Source organism: Serratia sp. 1D1416 (assembly GCF_003641105.1).
GTDB classification, from domain to species: domain Bacteria; phylum Pseudomonadota; class Gammaproteobacteria; order Enterobacterales; family Enterobacteriaceae; genus Serratia; species Serratia ficaria.
Genome location: NZ_CP032738.1, coordinates 5303360 through 5318029 on the forward strand (window position 1 = coordinate 5303360; position 14670 = coordinate 5318029).

The window sequence follows — 14670 nt, forward strand, 5'->3', positions numbered from 1 at the left end:
TAAAACCATGGTTGTCAAAAAGTCAACAACCATATTCGTTTGATTGAATACAACCGAGGTTGTAAATTGGAAAAATGAAAACGACACTTGCTGAAAGGCTCAAAATAGCCAGAAACAAAAAGGGGCTTTCTCAGAGAGCTCTTGGGGAGTTGATCGGCGTAAGCCAGGCTGCCATCCAAAAAATAGAGGTGGGAAAAGCCAAGGAAACGACCAAAATTCTTGACCTTGCTAATGCTCTTGATGTACGTCCAGCGTGGCTTGCAGAAGGAACAGAGCCTATGTGCGATAGTGCAACAGAGTCTAAGAGTATCGATTTGACAGATAGCGTCAGGAATGCCCCCGACATCTATCGAGTTGAGGTTCTTGATTTGGTAGTTAGCGCAGGTCCAGGGAGATACATGCTTTCCGAAGTCGTTGAAGTATTAAACGCAATTGAGTTTACTTCCGATCGAGCCAAGGCACTATTCGGTAGTCGCTCAGCTGATGACGTAAAAGTTATGACGGTAGATGGGGACAGCATGTCACCCACAATCAAGTCAGGGGATCGGCTTTTTTTCGATGTCGCTATTCGCGAATTCACTACAGATGGAGTTTATGCGTTCGTATACGGGCGTACGTTCCATGTGAAGCGCCTTCAGATGCAAGGTTCTAAACTCGCTGTACTCTCTGACAACCCCTACCTTGAAAAATGGTATATCGATGAAAACACAGAAGATCAATTCTATGTGATGGGAAAAGCACTTCTACACGAGTCGGTCATGTACGGAAAACTTTAGCTATCTAACCCGGCACCGGTCCGGGTTTTACACACTTAACTAGCCTACAAGCTTCTTGATCGCCACATCAAGATATCGCGGGTAATCGCCCCCCTCTTCATCCACGCGCTCTCTAAGCTGTTCTAAAGCAGAAATTATTAGCTCTTTTGATATGGTATGCCCCATATCATCCAACCCAATCACTGCCCGGCCAATCATCGCGCACACCCCTTCATAGACTTTTTGCTGCTCTCTGCTGACGCCTTTCATATCCATATCCCCCGAATGAGTTTCGACTAACATACACCGCCACTCACACAAAATAAGTGCTCCAACACCAAATCCCAGAAAAATAAATAACCACCAAAAACAACCAAATAAAACAAAACCGACAACAAAAACAACCTTCGTTGTTGACACAAAAACAACCATAGTTTTTAATGACTCCACAAACAGAAACAACGTCACCCCAAACCACCGGGACGCTCTTTAACAATCAGAACCGCATGACAGGCTGACCACCGCGCCCTGGCAAATTGAAATAGCGCCGGTACGGATACCAGGCAGGTAAGTGAAGCGCCCGCGGGCGATAGCTTACGTAGAGGATTACGCAGTGGGAGGCTGACAAGTCATGTACAACACAACAACAGGAGGGCAATCCAATGAAGCAGTAAAGCGGCTAATGGCCTAGCAGGCCAGCCACGCGACGACGGTGTTACAGGTCGGGTTCCCACAGCGACGCACCAGGGGAAAGGAGGCGCATAGCGCACTGGGCAGTTTGGCATGGCGCCCCATTAACGCAGCAACCAGCCTAAACGGAAAGTGGATTTACCCTGCCGCTGCTAAGCCAGGGCGGCAGGCATAAGACCACTGAGGAAGAATATGATGACTCTATCCGAAATGATTAAAAATTTACAAAAACTGGAAGCCGAAGGGCATGGCGATAAATCTGTTTTCTATAGCCATCCAACCGGTGATTGCGGCGAATTTGGCCGCGCATTTGTAAGCTCGGAAGTTGGTGAATGTGGTCCTTTCGGCATTACCAAAGGCCAAGAATACATCTGTATTGAAGCTGGTTTTTGAGCAATACGACCCATTCAAACGCGCCCAAAGGGCGCGCTACTACAGAACAGAGGTGCACTCGTTGATTTATGAAGTAGTCGAGAACGGGCCGGACGCCACTGATTACGTCGTCGCCACATTTCAAGACGCGCCGCGTAAAACTTACGACTCGTTCTACTGGGCGGCAGAAGACCGAGCGAAAGCGGAAGCCTATAGGCTAACTGAAGAACACGCATATCTCGGCTACGGGTACACCATTCGCCAGCGCGAGAATTAACACAGCAGAGGTTTACACGATGAGCAACGAAGAATTGAAACACATCATTGCGCAGTTACTGCAGGACGCACAGCGAATTCAGCAGCTTGAGCCAAACGCGGGAACCGCTGCGCGTATTGAAGAAGCCAAAGCGGCGCTGAACAGCTAACCCCCACCGCGCCCTGCTGGGCGCACAGCAGGACTCCCCTATGAGAATTACCTTAACCAAGCGTGAACGTCGAAGAGCACGGCGAGAAATACGCACGCAGCGCCGAAGAGCAATAAGAGAATTCGGCCACTGTAACGGGACCAGCATTCTTAATAGCTACGCGCGCTGGTACTTCTGAAATAAATAGCCCCGGCTGCAGACGCCAATCTTTGCCGGGGCATGACCAATAGAACGGAGATTCAACATGATCAACCACAATATTAACACAATCGTCGTAGACGGTATGCGTGTCGTCCCTGCCGTTCAAGCAACTCGACTCACGTTCTTTGCCCGTCTGCTAAAAATCCTCAGCCAAAAAGGCCACCCGCTTTAAATATTCGCTGTGTGTAGTCTTTGGCGACCAGGCCGAACTTCAACCAATAAGAGGTGAAGATAATGTTCATAGGCTGGTCGCCCTTTTTCATAGATAGAAGAATTCAGGCATCCATTAACGTGGAGGGCGTCACCCGGCCCGAGTTCTTCTCTGTATGTCAAAAGGAGAAATGCGAATGTCTGAAGAAATTAAGTGTACCCCGTTTAGCCAACAGTTGGCCTATATCAACAAAGGAACGCTGGACGGCGAATTGACCGAAGCACAGGCCAAAGTAATTAAGGCTGTACGTGAAACCGGTAAAAAAGGCTCCGTCACGCTAACGTTAAATTACCAGATGCTGAATACGCGTGATGAAAACACGATGAAAGTTACGCCGAGCGTCAAGTTGTCAACTCCTGAGCTGGAACGCGCCGACACTATTATGTTCTCAACCGCCGACGGTGATTTACTGCGTGATGACCCATCGCAGGTGCAAATGGATTTACGTGTTATTGATACCTCACCTGCTGTTGCGCCGATTAAATTGACGCAAAACGGCTAACCAATACTCCCCTAACCAGAAGGAAATAAAATGGCTATTACCACCAATAACGAGTCTGTTAAGCATATCGCTGAGTTAGCAATAGCAAACAACTTAATTAAAACCGACGTTCCTTATGCTGTTGTGCCTCACGGCTACTCTTTGGAGTCACTGAAAGACTTCATGGTTGATGAGCAGCAGGTAAAACAGCATGTGGTCGTTATTTCGCCATCGTCGTTCATCGGATATGTTTCTCGCTTCAAAGACGAACGAAGTGTTATTTTTGCGGACACTGAAAACACTCGTTTCCGTGCATTTATTGACTATCACCTGGACAGTAAAACGCCGTTCAAAAGCACTCACTATGTAACGTATGACTGCCCTCTTTCTGATGAATGGAAGGCATTCAGTAAATACGATGCTGAAAAAATGGATCAGGTAATGTTTGCAGAGTTCATCGAGCAATATATTAAATGTATTGCTCCAGAATCTGACTCAAACCCTACCTCTGGCACAGCACTTCTGGAAATGGTACTGGCATTCCAGGAAACGCGCACATCTGAGTTTAAAGCGGTTACCCGCTTAAACGACGGAACATATCAGATGGCATTCAGCAACGAAAAAACCGGCAGTGGCAACACTAAACTGCCAGAAAAAATTTCACTGGCTATCTCACCGTTCCATAACGGCACTCCATATCAAATTGATGCTCGTATTCGCTACCGCCTCCGCGAAGGGCGGCTGATCCTGTGGTATGAACTGATTGACCCGAAAAAAATCATTGAGCATGCCTACAATGAAATTATGGTTGACCTGCAAAACCAACTGCCGGACGTTCCTGTATTCGAAGGCCGAATTTAAACCTCAATAAAGTGCAGCCTTATGCGCCACCGTGTGTGGCGCATAGTGAAGTATTTTATCAATTAACTGATGGAAAAATAAAATATGGCAACTTTAAGTCAGCGTTATTCTGCAAAAGAAAGTATCGGTTCTGATATTACTACCCGCAAAACGTTCTTAGTTCCACTCAGCGAAATTTATGCCGAAGAGGGCTATAACGTTCGTGAGTTAAATCAGGCACACGTCGAAGAGTTTAGGGATGCGTGGATTGCCGGGGAATATATACCGCCACTTGCTGTTGAAGTGACTGAAACCGGCGTGAAAGTCATCGACGGACACCACCGCTACCACGGCGCACTTCTGGCCGTTGAAGCTGGTCATGAGGTAGTGCGCATTGAGTGCAAAGATTTTGTGGGTACTGAGGCCGATAAGATTGCATTCATGGTCACTAGCTCGCAGGGGCTGGCGCTAACTCCCATTGAGCGTGGCGCAGCCTATCAACGGCTGGTGAACCAAGGATGGACTAACTCAGAGATAGCAAAGAAAGTTAAGCGATCTGAATCTGACATTATTCAACACCTGCAATTGCAAGAATGCAGCCCCTACATTAAAAGCCTGGTTCGCACTGGTTCTATTAACTACGCACTGGCTATCCAAATAAACCGAGAGCACGGCGTATACGCAGACCGTGAAGCCTCGCGCCTAATGAAAAAGGCTGAGGCCTCAGGTAAGAAAAAAATCACTAAGAGCGTCGCCCAGCCACAATTTAGCGCCAAGAAAGCGCGCCGACTTGTAGAGCTGTTGTTTGATGCAGCACCAATCATCCAAGGAGATAGCGACATGCTATTACTTCCTTCAGGTGTTAAAGACGAAGTGGTCCAGATCATCAGTGATTATCGCAATGAAGGCCACCAGCAGTGAGCATCAAGTTTAATAATGCGCCTTTGTGGATTACAGCAAAGGCGCTGGATAAATTAAATCAACTCCGCCTCGGTCGATTATTCCCAAAGAAAACCTACGGTAAAAAATATCTCACACTTCGGGTAAACAAACACTGGCGATTGCTTTCAAAAGACGGCGGGAATAATTGGCAATTGCTTACCCACAATGATTACAACTCTGAAATAGATAAATAAAGGCTTGATATGTCCATTAACGTTGTCAGCTTCTCCGGCGGCCGGACATCAGCGTACCTTGCATACCTCATGCGACAGCGGGACCCTAGCACCCATTTCGTATTCATGGACACCGGTGCAGAACATCCGGCCACCTACCAGTTTATACGTGATGTAGTTAAGCATTGGGGGATCGACCTGGTATGTCTGCGCGTTGTAGTAAATCCAGTGCTCGGGAAAGGCAATAGCTACCGCGTGGTCAGTTTAGGCGACATTGGCCCCGACCTAGAACCGTGGCGCGCCATGCTGGAGAAATACGGAACTCCATACGTTAGCGGAGAGTTCTGCACGGACCGCATGAAGCTTGGCCCGTTTAAAAAATACTGCGACGAGCATATAGGGCGCAAAGGCTACCACACATGGATAGGTATACGTGCCGACGAACCAAAACGCCTGACACAGAAGCCGCACACCAGCTACCTGGCAGATATTTCCAGCCTTGGTAAGCAGGATGTCCTGGACTGGTGGAGCCGGCAACCTTTCGATCTGCAAATCCCAGAGCACCTGGGGAACTGCGTTTTTTGCATTAAAAAATCCATACAGAAAATTGCCCTCGCTGCGAAAGATGAACCAGCGCTGGCGCGTCAATTTTTGTCGGTCATTACCTGTAGCAACGTCCGAAAGGTGGCAAGTCGTAACGACACTGACTTAATCATGTACCGGGGTAAAAACTCGTTCGAAGGGATCATTCAAATGTTTTCTAACGATACCCGTAATGAGCTGGCAGCTCGAATGCCGAGCCAGCGTAGTCAAGCTTCTAAGGAGGCAGTATGAGCAAGTACACGTTTATTGTTGAGTTCAACGACGGGGAAGAGCCGGCGGTCTACTGCAACACAGACATTCTCGGTGGGCGCCTATGTATGGTGGCGTTCGAAGATATCAGGAAATACCAGCTCGAAGAGGAAGAGGCTCATGCCTTGAAGTCATTCCTTGACGAACACCAGAGCGACTTCCGGGACTGCTGCGAAGAGCACGAAGTATCCGTTGAAGCCATTCACGAAAAACTCTACCAGCAAACCGTATGAGGTGATGATGAATAAACAACTGGAAGAGCTGGCGCAGCGCCTTGCTACCTGCGCAAAAGAAGACACCTATCCGGTCCTATCGCCTGCTGATTGTGGTGCGTTGATAGAGGCGCTGGAAGCATCTGAGCAGACTCTGGAACGTGAGCGCGAAAAATCCCGGCGGGTTATGTCTGAAATCGAACAGCTACGCACCGAACTGGCGGCAGCGCCGTACCCTGCACCGGTGGTGGTGGTTATCCCGTCAATATGGAAGCACTACAAAGCCGCGCAGGTGGCGAGCATTTACGAACAGGCGATGAATGACGCCGGTGTGAAATGGCGGAGCGTTGACGATGAGTAAGTTGTCAGCATCAGAACAGAAATGGTTGGATGACGTTCAGCGGGTGCTGGAAGCGTGCCCGTCCGATCGCCTCGCGTTCTTCACTACCGGCGACTGCGACGTCACGGTTTACGACCTATCGCTGCGCGGGACGATAGACCAGGCGCTGCACATGGGGGTCGAACATGACTTCGGGCCGGCAGCGGAGAAAGCCGGCGCAGTGCTGGGGTATTTAAATTTTCCGAACAATGTCGAATCAACCGCGGGTTAAGGGGGAGGCGTGGCAATCACAACTGAAGCATTAGCGAAAATAAAAGCCGGGATCGCAAGACGCAAAGCGATGCCGAAGTTTGGCGAAAGCGTCGAGGGGAATATTCAGCGCCTGCGCACCATATGTGAAACGCAGGAGTCATTCAGCGGCGAGACAGTGGAAATGCTGGTGAATGCTTTGGAAGAAGCGCTGGCCGCGCGGGATGCGGTGCCGGAGGTGAAGCCGTGATGATACTCCTAATAGCAACAATCATCAGCCTGCTCGCATGGCCTGCGCTGGGATACGTTGCGGCGTTATTAATGGCCGTGAACTACATAATCATTATATTTATCGTGAGGTTCATTGAAAATCGTAAACGAGAAGAGATAGATGGCTGGGATGGGTACGAATGAAAGAAGTCATTCGAGGGGACACTGAGCCGGTTCATGTTTTTGCCGCTAACATTGCGATAGAAAAGCATAAGGCGCAATTCGGAACCGGAAATAAATATAATTACGTCACATACCCCGTACGTTATCGCGGGAAAGCCTACCAAATAGAAGTTGTAAATCGAAAAACCACAATAGCGGCAACTGTAATTACTGGTGTCCGCTCACTCACAAAAATTCATCATTCAGGCATGTAGCCACAGCCTGATATTAATAGGTTTAAATAATGAAACACATGATGCTCGACCTTGAGACTATGGGTAATAACCCAAATGCCCCCATCGTAGCGATTGGGGCGGTTCTATTTGAGCCAGCAACCGGCGAGTTGGGTGAGTCGTTTTATACTGCAGTGGACCTCAAAAGCGCGATTGCCAGCAAAGCAGTAGCTGATGCTGACACGATAATCTGGTGGATGAAGCAAAGTAGTGAAGCCCGCGCAGCTATCTGCGTTGACAGTGCGCCGTCGCTGCTGTTTGCGTTGTACGACCTGAATAAATTCATTCGGGCTAATGTAACGACGCCTCGCGGCCTGCGTGTCTGGGGTAATGGCGCTGTATTCGACAACGTAATCCTACGCGAATCATACCAGCGCGTGTGCGTTCAACTGCCGTGGGAATGGTTCAACGACAGAGACGTTCGAACCATCGTTGAGCTGGGCAGAGCTGTTGGTTTTGACCCTAAGCGAGATATACCGTTTGACGGAGAACGCCATAACGCCCTGGCTGATGCAACCCACCAGGCAAGATATGTTTCCGCGATTTACCAACGCCTTATCCCCGCAGAATAAACCCACCAACATCACCGAGGTAACTATGCAAAATATTAACCTGATCCCTGAAAAAGAGGTGATGGCCAAACTTGGCATTTCGTCACGTCAGACGATGTACACTTATCAGAGCAAACATTGCTTCCCTAAGCCAGTACGCACTCATCCAAAAGCATATTTAGAAAGTGCGGTTGACCAGTGGATATTAAACGGCGGTATCAACCAGAAATCTTCTTAACATGCCAGAACAACTTGTCTGCATGTATCTCATACCCTTCTTTTTGCCCTTCTATCCAATCGTGCCTGTTATATACAGCCATTACCCCACCCAACTCATGCCCCAGCATTCTTTCAGTAATGTGTGGGGCAATACCCTCCTCAGATAGGCGTGTGACCAACGTTCTACGAAAGTCGTGAGCACGCCAGTATCCCAAGTCCAATCCTTCACGAATACGCTTTATGTACCTGTTAGCAGCCGCGATAGTTAAAGGTTCTGTAATTTTATTCCCAGGGAAAAGAACCTTGTCATACGTCAGCATTGCTTTTTCCAGCAAAGGCTCCATTTTGGTGAAGATCGGACGTCTAATTTCCTTCCCTGTTTTGCTGTGTTCCTTTGGGACCGTCCAAATCATCTCACGCATATTGAACTCGTTCCGCTCAGCTAACCGAAGTTCAGAAACACGCGCCCCCCACAGCATCAGCATCTGATGAAGAAGTTTATTTGACGTTGATGCCCTGCTGCGTTCTATCGCAACCCATATCTCTGCCAGCTCATAATATGTCAGTACCCGTTCCCCGTTTTCAGACCTGCTGCCAACATCACGCGGTTCTATCTTCATCACAGAGCAATCAGGTATGAAATGCCGACGGATACACCACCCCATCGCCGAGCGCAACTGTACAAGAAGTTGCCGCGCCCTCCTGCTATTTTCCCGCTCTTCCCGCGCAAAGAGATCAACCCACTGTTTGACTGTTATGTCTGTGACTGGCCGGCCTTCAAACGCGCTACTTAAACGTTTAATGACGGTAGATTTATACAGTCCCTTAGTGTTTTCACGTAGCGACATATCAACATAATTTTCTTTCCAATAGTCCAGGCAATCCTTGACCGTGACCTTAGTGTCTGCGCTACCCTTAGTTTCAAAGTACTGACGGGGGTCTATCCCTCGGTCATAAAGAATACGCAGCTCAGATGTAATTGCACGCGCGTCTTTCAGCGCTACCGCAGGATATCTGCCAATACCCAGCCGCTGAGCCTTACCATGCCAGCGATACCTGTATTGAAATGTGATTACGCCCTTAGGCGATATACGGGCACTGAGTCCGTCAGCATCTGATACTTCTGGACTACCCGAATATGGTTTACCATGTATAGAACGCAGTTTTGTATCGCTGATAGCCATAATAATTTTTTGTACGCAGTCGATTTGTGGTTATGTACCAAATTTGTACGCAATACTACATGGACAAAGGCAGTCAGGACAATACAATCAATAACAAAGATGGACAAAGATAGCGATAAACTAAGGAATAAATCCTTTAAAATCTGCAAATTAACCGACAAACGCGGACAATATTAGACAGTGAAAGACAACGATAGACAGAACACATTCTACATCCACGACTACGAAACCTTCGGCAAAAGCCCATCGATGGACCGCCCGGCGCAGTTTGCCGGCGTGCGCACCGACATGGATTTCAACATCATCGAAGAGCCGCTGGTGATCTATTGCGCCCCGGCCGATGATTACCTGCCGGAGCCAGAAGCGGTGATGATCACCGGCATCACGCCGCAGCAGGCGCGGGCCAAAGGCGTCAACGAGGCGGAATTCGCCCGCCAGATCCATCAGGCGTTCAGCGTGCCCGGCACCTGTATTTTGGGATACAACAATATCCGCTTCGATGACGAAGTCAGCCGCAACATTTTCTACCGCAGCTTCTACGATCCCTATGCCTACAGCTGGCAAAACGGCAACTCGCGCTGGGATCTGCTGGACGTGATGCGCGCCTGCCATGCGCTGCGCCCGGACGGCATCGTCTGGCCGGAAAACGAAGAGGGTTTCCCCAGCTTCCGTCTGGAACACCTGACCCGCGCCAACGGCGTCGAGCATACCCAGGCGCACGACGCCATGTCGGACGTTTACGCCACCATCGCCATGGCCAGGCTGGTCAAGCAGGCGCAGCCGCGGCTGTTTGATTTTCTGCTGCAACACCGCAACAAGCACAAGCTGAATGCGCTGATCGACATCGCCGAAATGACCCCGCTGGTGCACGTTTCCGGCATGTTCGGCGCTGCGCGCGGCAACACCAGCTGGGTTTCGCCGCTGGCCTGGCACCCGGACAACAAGAACGCGGTGATCATGTGCGACCTGGCCGGCGACATGACCCCGTTGCTGACCCTGAGCGCCGAGCAGCTGCGCGAGCGGCTGTATACCCGCCGCGACGAGTTGGCCGCTGGCCAGGCGCCGGTGCCGATCAAGCTGGTACACATCAACAAGTGCCCGGTGCTGGCGCCGGCCAAAACGCTGCTGCCGGAAAATGCCGAGCGGCTGGGCATCGATCGCCAGGCCTGCCTGCAGAATCTGCAGCTGCTGCGTCAGCATCCGGAAGTGCGCGAAAAAGTGGTGGCGCTGTTTGCCGAAGCCGAGCCTTTCAAGGGGTCCGATGACGTCGACGCCCGGCTGTACGACGGTTTCTTCAGCGATGCCGACAAGGCGGCGATGAAGATTATCCAGCAAACCAAGCCGCAAAACCTGCCGGCGCTGGATCTGGCCTTCAGCGACGATCGCATGAAAGAGCTGCTGTTCCGCTTCCGCGCGCGCAACTACCCGAATACGCTGGACGACGCCGAGCAGCGCCGCTGGCTGCAACACCGGCAGGAAGCGCTGAGCGCGGAGCGGGTGCAGAATTACCTGCTGCAGCTGGAAGCGTTGTATAACCTGCACGAAGGGGACAAAGAAAAAACCGCGCTGCTGAAAGCGCTGTTTGACTACGGCCGCGAGCTGGCGGGCTAATACGCAAAAAAGGCCGCATAAGCGGCCTTTTTCTTTAATCGCGTAAAGCGTTCTTTCGCGTTATGCGGCGTCTTCGCTCGCCTGCGGTACCGGCAAGCGGAAGCTGCGGGTCACCACGGCCAGGTAGATCAGGCCAATCGCCGCCCACACCAGGCCCAGCGTCATCGAGCTGGCTTCCAGGTTAATCCACAGCGCGCCCACGGTCAGCGCGCCCATCACCGGCAGGATCAGGTAGTTGAAGGTATCCTTCAGCGTGCGGTTCATCTTGTCGCGGATATAGAACTGCGAGATCACCGACAGGTTGACGAAGGTGAAGGCCACCAGCGCACCGAAGTTGATCAGCGCGGTAGCGGTAACCAGGTCAAACGACACCGCCGACAGCGCGATGGCGCCCACCAGCAGCACGTTCAGCGCCGGGGTGCGCCATTTCGGGTGCACATAGCCGAAGAAACGGCTTGGGAACACGCCGTCGCGGCCCATCACGTACATCAGACGCGAAACGCCCGCGTGCGCCGCCATGCCGGATGCCAGCACCGTGACGCAAGAGAACACCAGGATCACCGACTGGAAGAACTTGCCCGCCACGTACAGCATGATTTCAGGCTGCGACGCGTCAGGTTCCTTGAAGCGCGAGATGTCCGGGAAGTACAGCTGCACGAAGTAAGACACCACGATAAAGATCACCCCGCCGATCAACGCGGTCAGGAAGATGGCTTTCGGGATCACTTTCTCCGCGTCTTTGGTTTCTTCGGACAGCGAGCTGATGCCGTCGAAGCCGAGGAACGAGAAGCACAGGATGGTCGCGCCGGTAATCATCGGCACCACGTGGGCGTTCTCGGACCAGAACGGACGGCTGCTGACCAGCGTGCCGGCGCCTTCGCCGTGATAAACGCCGTTAATCACCAGGCCGAGGAACACGATCATGATCGCCACCTGCACCACCACGATGATCGAGTTCAGGTTGGCCACCAGCTTGATGCCGCGCAGGTTGAAAAGGGTCATCAAACCGACCAGTGCGGCCACGAAAATCCACGACGGCACGCCCGGGAAGATGGCTTCCAGGTAAATTTTGGCCAGCAGGATGTTGATCATCGGCATGAACAGGTAGTCCAGCAGCGATGACCAGCCCACCATAAAGCCGACGTGCGGGCTGATGGCTTTCTGGGCGTAGGTATAGGCGGAACCGGCCGAAGGGAATTTCTTCACCAGCTTGCCGTAGCTCAGGGCGGTAAACAGGATCGCCAGCAGAGCGAAGGCGTACGCGGTCGCGACGTGACCATCGGTCAGGCCGGATACGATGCCGAAGGTATCGAAGATGGTCATTGGCTGCAGGTAAGCCAGGCCCATCATCACTACCGGAACTAAAGTCAGGGTTTTACGCAGCTGAGTGCGCTGAGCCGGAGCGGCGCTGATGATGTTATCGGACATTGTTCAGCCCCCCTTACCTTCTGCCTTGCGGATGGTGGACACGCCAAGACTTAAGGTTGCGGGGAAACTTCGCAACGAGCGACTTAATTCTAAAAGAAGGGGATTGGAAGCTGGATAGCGGGTCAAGGAAGCCTCGACTGCTCCATAATCGCTGCGGCCGCAGCGGAAACCGGCGGGCACCGGCGCTAAAGTGAAAAATTGCCCCATCTTTCTTATCCTCATGAGTCACGACCATAAAGTTTTGTTTGATCGTGCACGAAACTGTTTATCTATCCGGATCGGTGTCCGGCCTCGCTTGGTGTATGAAACGCTCAGTTTGTAAAACACAAATGCAAAAAAAATAACCGACGCTTTAAAACGTCGGCTATCTGCATTGGGGGTATTTTGCACCAGAATGCCTCCGGATGACAAGATCCGGAAACCTTCTTACACAAATTCTTTTGGCGATCGTTCGGAAACCCGCCTGCCAGGCGAATTAATCCGCTATTAACCCGCTCGCCGTCAGAACGATGTCACTAACTTTACGCCCATTCAGGCATTTTTCAACATCCAGTCGATCTCGGTTTCCGTCACCAGCCGCTCGAACTGCATCAGCTCGTCCATCTTGCAGGCATGATAGACGCGGGCGAAGCGTTCGCCGAGGTACTGGGTCAGCTCGCGTTGATGCTCGAACTCATACAGCGCGTCGCTCTGGCGGATCGGGAACGGCAGCCCTTCCTGCTCCAGCCCGTTGCCGGTCACCGGCTCAGGCAGCGGCAACGCGTTGTCCAGGCCGTACAGAATGCCCGCCAGAATAGCGGCCACCACCAGATAAGGATTGGCGTCGGCCCCCGCCACGCGGTATTCCACCCGGTGGTTTTCCGGCTCGCCGATCGGAATGCGCAGCGCCACCGTGCGGTTGTTATGCCCCCAGGAGGCCTGAGTCGGCACGTACATGCCCGGCTGGAAGCGGCGGAAGGCGTTGACGTTCGGCGCCAGCAGCGCCATCGACGCCGGCATCAGCGTAATCATCCCGGCCAGCGCGCGATGCAGCAGCGGCGAATCTTCCCCCGCGGCGTCGGCGAACAGGTTTTTCCCCTCGCCGTCCAGCATGCTGATGTGCACGTGCATGCCGCTGCCGGCGTATTCCTCGTAGGGTTTGGCCATAAAGGTGGCGTGCAGATGGTGGTTTTCCGCCACCAGCCGCACCAAACGCTTCAGCGCCAGCGCGTGGTCGCAGGCCTGCAGCACGTTGTCGGTATGCTGCAGGTTAACCTCAAACTGACCGGGCGAGGCCTCAGCCACCGCGCCGTCGGCCGGCAGCCCCTGCATCTGCGCCAGGGTGTCGATGTCGTTCAGCACCTCGGCAAAATGGTTCAGGTTATCCAGCGAATAGACCTGGCTCTGCATGTTGCGCTCCTGGGTGCCGGGCGCGCACGGCGGCTGCAGATACCCTTCCGAGTCTCGCTGTCGATCGATGAGATAGAACTCCAACTCTACCGCTACCACCGGGAACAAGCCGCGCTGGCGCAACGCCTGCCATACTCGATTCAGGACATTGCGGGGTTCAACGTCAAAGGGAGTGCCATCTTCATCCAGCATGGTCAGCAATACCTGACCGATATTTTCCGGGTCCGCCGCCGAGGGGGTCAGCGAGCCGGGCACCGGCATGCACACGCGGTCCGGTTCGCCAAGCTCCTGGCCCAGACCGGCCTCTTCCACCACGTTGCCGAGGATATCCATAGCGAATACCGAGGCGGGGAAGTAACAGCCTTTTTCCAGTTTTTTCAGCCCTGAGACGGGAATGCGTTTGCCGCGGAAGGAACCATTCAGATCGGTGAGAAGGATATCGATATACTGCGTGGAGGGGTGGCGTTCCAAATAGTGAGCGACCTCACGTTGGAACGCGCTACTTCGCCTCTCTTCATTGTGCTGCGCAAAATTTTCAACTGCCGCGATATTGGTTTGCATAGGTCACCCGCCATTATGCTCAGAGAGCGCCTTGGCGCCCACTTGCCGCTCGATTCAACACATGGTCTGATTTCTCTGTAGACTGCGCCGGAACGGGCGCTCAAAATAACATCCATAATATGAAACATAGCCTTAACAGAATGGGTTTGCAAATGTTACAATCCTGTTTGATTATTCGCCACCGGCTGCTAAATTGATAAAATATTGACCGAAAAGGCCTTGGCGCCATTTTCGCGTACAGAATTTCGTCCGTCGCAACGAGGGTGACCATGGGCAATATATTTTCCAAACCCGGCCCAACTACCGATATCATGCTGTG

21 protein-coding genes are annotated in these 14670 nt (G+C 52.1%); 17 read left to right on the forward strand and 4 right to left on the reverse strand.

What is annotated here, in order from left to right:
- The first annotated feature begins 74 nt into the window (after window positions 1-74).
- Window positions 75-776, forward strand: a complete 702-nt coding sequence (locus D7I37_RS25755; RefSeq protein ID WP_129544674.1) for a helix-turn-helix transcriptional regulator — start codon at window positions 75-77, stop codon at window positions 774-776.
- 39 nt (window positions 777-815) lie between these two features.
- Here the strand turns inward: D7I37_RS25755 and D7I37_RS25760 are convergent, their stop codons facing one another.
- Window positions 816-1223 carry a hypothetical protein gene (locus tag D7I37_RS25760; protein WP_129544675.1) on the reverse strand — a complete coding sequence of 136 codons (408 nt, stop codon included), beginning with the start codon at window positions 1221-1223 and terminating at the stop codon, window positions 816-818.
- 414 nt (window positions 1224-1637) lie between these two features.
- Here D7I37_RS25760 and D7I37_RS25765 point away from each other — a divergent pair, with 414 nt between their 5' ends.
- The 15 genes from D7I37_RS25765 to D7I37_RS25830 all read left to right on the forward strand — a co-directional run bounded on the left by D7I37_RS25765 (window position 1638) and on the right by D7I37_RS25830 (window position 8197).
- Complete coding sequence (locus tag D7I37_RS25765; protein WP_129544676.1) at window positions 1638-1838, forward strand: hypothetical protein; 201 nt, start codon at window positions 1638-1640, stop codon at window positions 1836-1838.
- On the forward strand, window positions 1822-2094 hold the full coding sequence (locus tag D7I37_RS25770; RefSeq protein ID WP_129544677.1) for a hypothetical protein: 273 nt from the start codon (window positions 1822-1824) through the stop codon (window positions 2092-2094). Before D7I37_RS25765 ends, D7I37_RS25770 begins: the two co-directional genes overlap by 17 nt.
- Window positions 2095-2113: 19 nt before the next feature.
- Window positions 2114-2242 carry a hypothetical protein gene (locus tag D7I37_RS27605; protein WP_256369326.1) on the forward strand — a complete coding sequence of 43 codons (129 nt, stop codon included), beginning with the start codon at window positions 2114-2116 and terminating at the stop codon, window positions 2240-2242.
- A gap of 548 nt (window positions 2243-2790) precedes the next feature.
- The gene (locus D7I37_RS25775; protein WP_129544678.1) at window positions 2791-3156 is read left to right on the forward strand and encodes a hypothetical protein; all 366 of its coding nucleotides are present in this window, start codon (window positions 2791-2793) and stop codon (window positions 3154-3156) included.
- A 30-nt stretch (window positions 3157-3186) separates the two neighbouring features.
- A complete protein-coding gene (locus D7I37_RS25780; protein ID WP_129544679.1) occupies window positions 3187-3996 on the forward strand; it encodes a DUF2303 family protein in 810 nt (269 codons plus the stop codon).
- An 84-nt stretch (window positions 3997-4080) separates the two neighbouring features.
- On the forward strand, window positions 4081-4896 hold the full coding sequence (locus D7I37_RS25785) for a DNA-binding protein (RefSeq protein WP_128143554.1): 816 nt from the start codon (window positions 4081-4083) through the stop codon (window positions 4894-4896).
- On the forward strand, window positions 4893-5111 hold the full coding sequence (locus D7I37_RS25790; RefSeq protein ID WP_128143555.1) for a hypothetical protein: 219 nt from the start codon (window positions 4893-4895) through the stop codon (window positions 5109-5111). The genes D7I37_RS25785 and D7I37_RS25790 overlap by 4 nt, the downstream gene beginning before the upstream one ends.
- 9 nt (window positions 5112-5120) lie before the next feature.
- Window positions 5121-5924: a phosphoadenosine phosphosulfate reductase family protein gene (locus D7I37_RS25795; protein ID WP_129544680.1), complete on the forward strand. Its 804-nt coding sequence runs from the start codon at window positions 5121-5123 to the stop codon at window positions 5922-5924.
- On the forward strand, window positions 5921-6175 hold the full coding sequence (locus D7I37_RS25800) for a hypothetical protein (RefSeq protein ID WP_129544681.1): 255 nt from the start codon (window positions 5921-5923) through the stop codon (window positions 6173-6175). The genes D7I37_RS25795 and D7I37_RS25800 overlap by 4 nt, the downstream gene beginning before the upstream one ends.
- A gap of 4 nt (window positions 6176-6179) precedes the next feature.
- The gene (locus D7I37_RS25805) at window positions 6180-6515 is read left to right on the forward strand and encodes a hypothetical protein (protein ID WP_129544682.1); all 336 of its coding nucleotides are present in this window, start codon (window positions 6180-6182) and stop codon (window positions 6513-6515) included.
- Window positions 6508-6765: a hypothetical protein gene (locus tag D7I37_RS25810; protein ID WP_129544683.1), complete on the forward strand. Its 258-nt coding sequence runs from the start codon at window positions 6508-6510 to the stop codon at window positions 6763-6765. The genes D7I37_RS25805 and D7I37_RS25810 overlap by 8 nt, the downstream gene beginning before the upstream one ends.
- 9 nt (window positions 6766-6774) lie before the next feature.
- Window positions 6775-6993 carry a hypothetical protein gene (locus tag D7I37_RS25815; protein ID WP_129544684.1) on the forward strand — a complete coding sequence of 73 codons (219 nt, stop codon included), beginning with the start codon at window positions 6775-6777 and terminating at the stop codon, window positions 6991-6993.
- Window positions 6994-7153: 160 nt separating this feature from the next.
- Window positions 7154-7390: a DUF4060 family protein gene (locus D7I37_RS25820; RefSeq protein ID WP_129544685.1), complete on the forward strand. Its 237-nt coding sequence runs from the start codon at window positions 7154-7156 to the stop codon at window positions 7388-7390.
- Window positions 7391-7419: 29 nt separating this feature from the next.
- Window positions 7420-7980, forward strand: coding sequence for a 3'-5' exonuclease (locus D7I37_RS25825; protein WP_129544686.1), 561 nt, complete (start codon window positions 7420-7422; stop codon window positions 7978-7980).
- Between the two features lie 25 nt (window positions 7981-8005).
- A complete protein-coding gene (locus tag D7I37_RS25830) occupies window positions 8006-8197 on the forward strand; it encodes an AlpA family transcriptional regulator (protein WP_129544687.1) in 192 nt (63 codons plus the stop codon).
- Here the strand turns inward: D7I37_RS25830 and D7I37_RS25835 are convergent.
- Window positions 8178-9362: a site-specific integrase gene (locus D7I37_RS25835; RefSeq protein WP_129544688.1), complete on the reverse strand. Its 1185-nt coding sequence runs from the start codon at window positions 9360-9362 to the stop codon at window positions 8178-8180. The two genes, D7I37_RS25830 and D7I37_RS25835, sit on opposite strands and share 20 nt — an antisense overlap.
- A 180-nt stretch (window positions 9363-9542) precedes the next feature.
- Between D7I37_RS25835 and sbcB the strand changes: the two genes are divergently transcribed.
- Window positions 9543-10973, forward strand: a complete 1431-nt coding sequence (sbcB, locus tag D7I37_RS25840; protein WP_129544689.1) for an exodeoxyribonuclease I — start codon at window positions 9543-9545, stop codon at window positions 10971-10973.
- A gap of 60 nt (window positions 10974-11033) precedes the next feature.
- Here sbcB and D7I37_RS25845 read toward each other — a convergent pair whose 3' ends face one another.
- A complete protein-coding gene (locus tag D7I37_RS25845) occupies window positions 11034-12401 on the reverse strand; it encodes an APC family permease (RefSeq protein ID WP_061795891.1) in 1368 nt (455 codons plus the stop codon).
- A 531-nt stretch (window positions 12402-12932) separates the two neighbouring features.
- A complete protein-coding gene (locus D7I37_RS25855; RefSeq protein WP_095098474.1) occupies window positions 12933-14351 on the reverse strand; it encodes a glutamine synthetase family protein in 1419 nt (472 codons plus the stop codon).
- Window positions 14352-14670 lie beyond the last annotated feature (319 nt).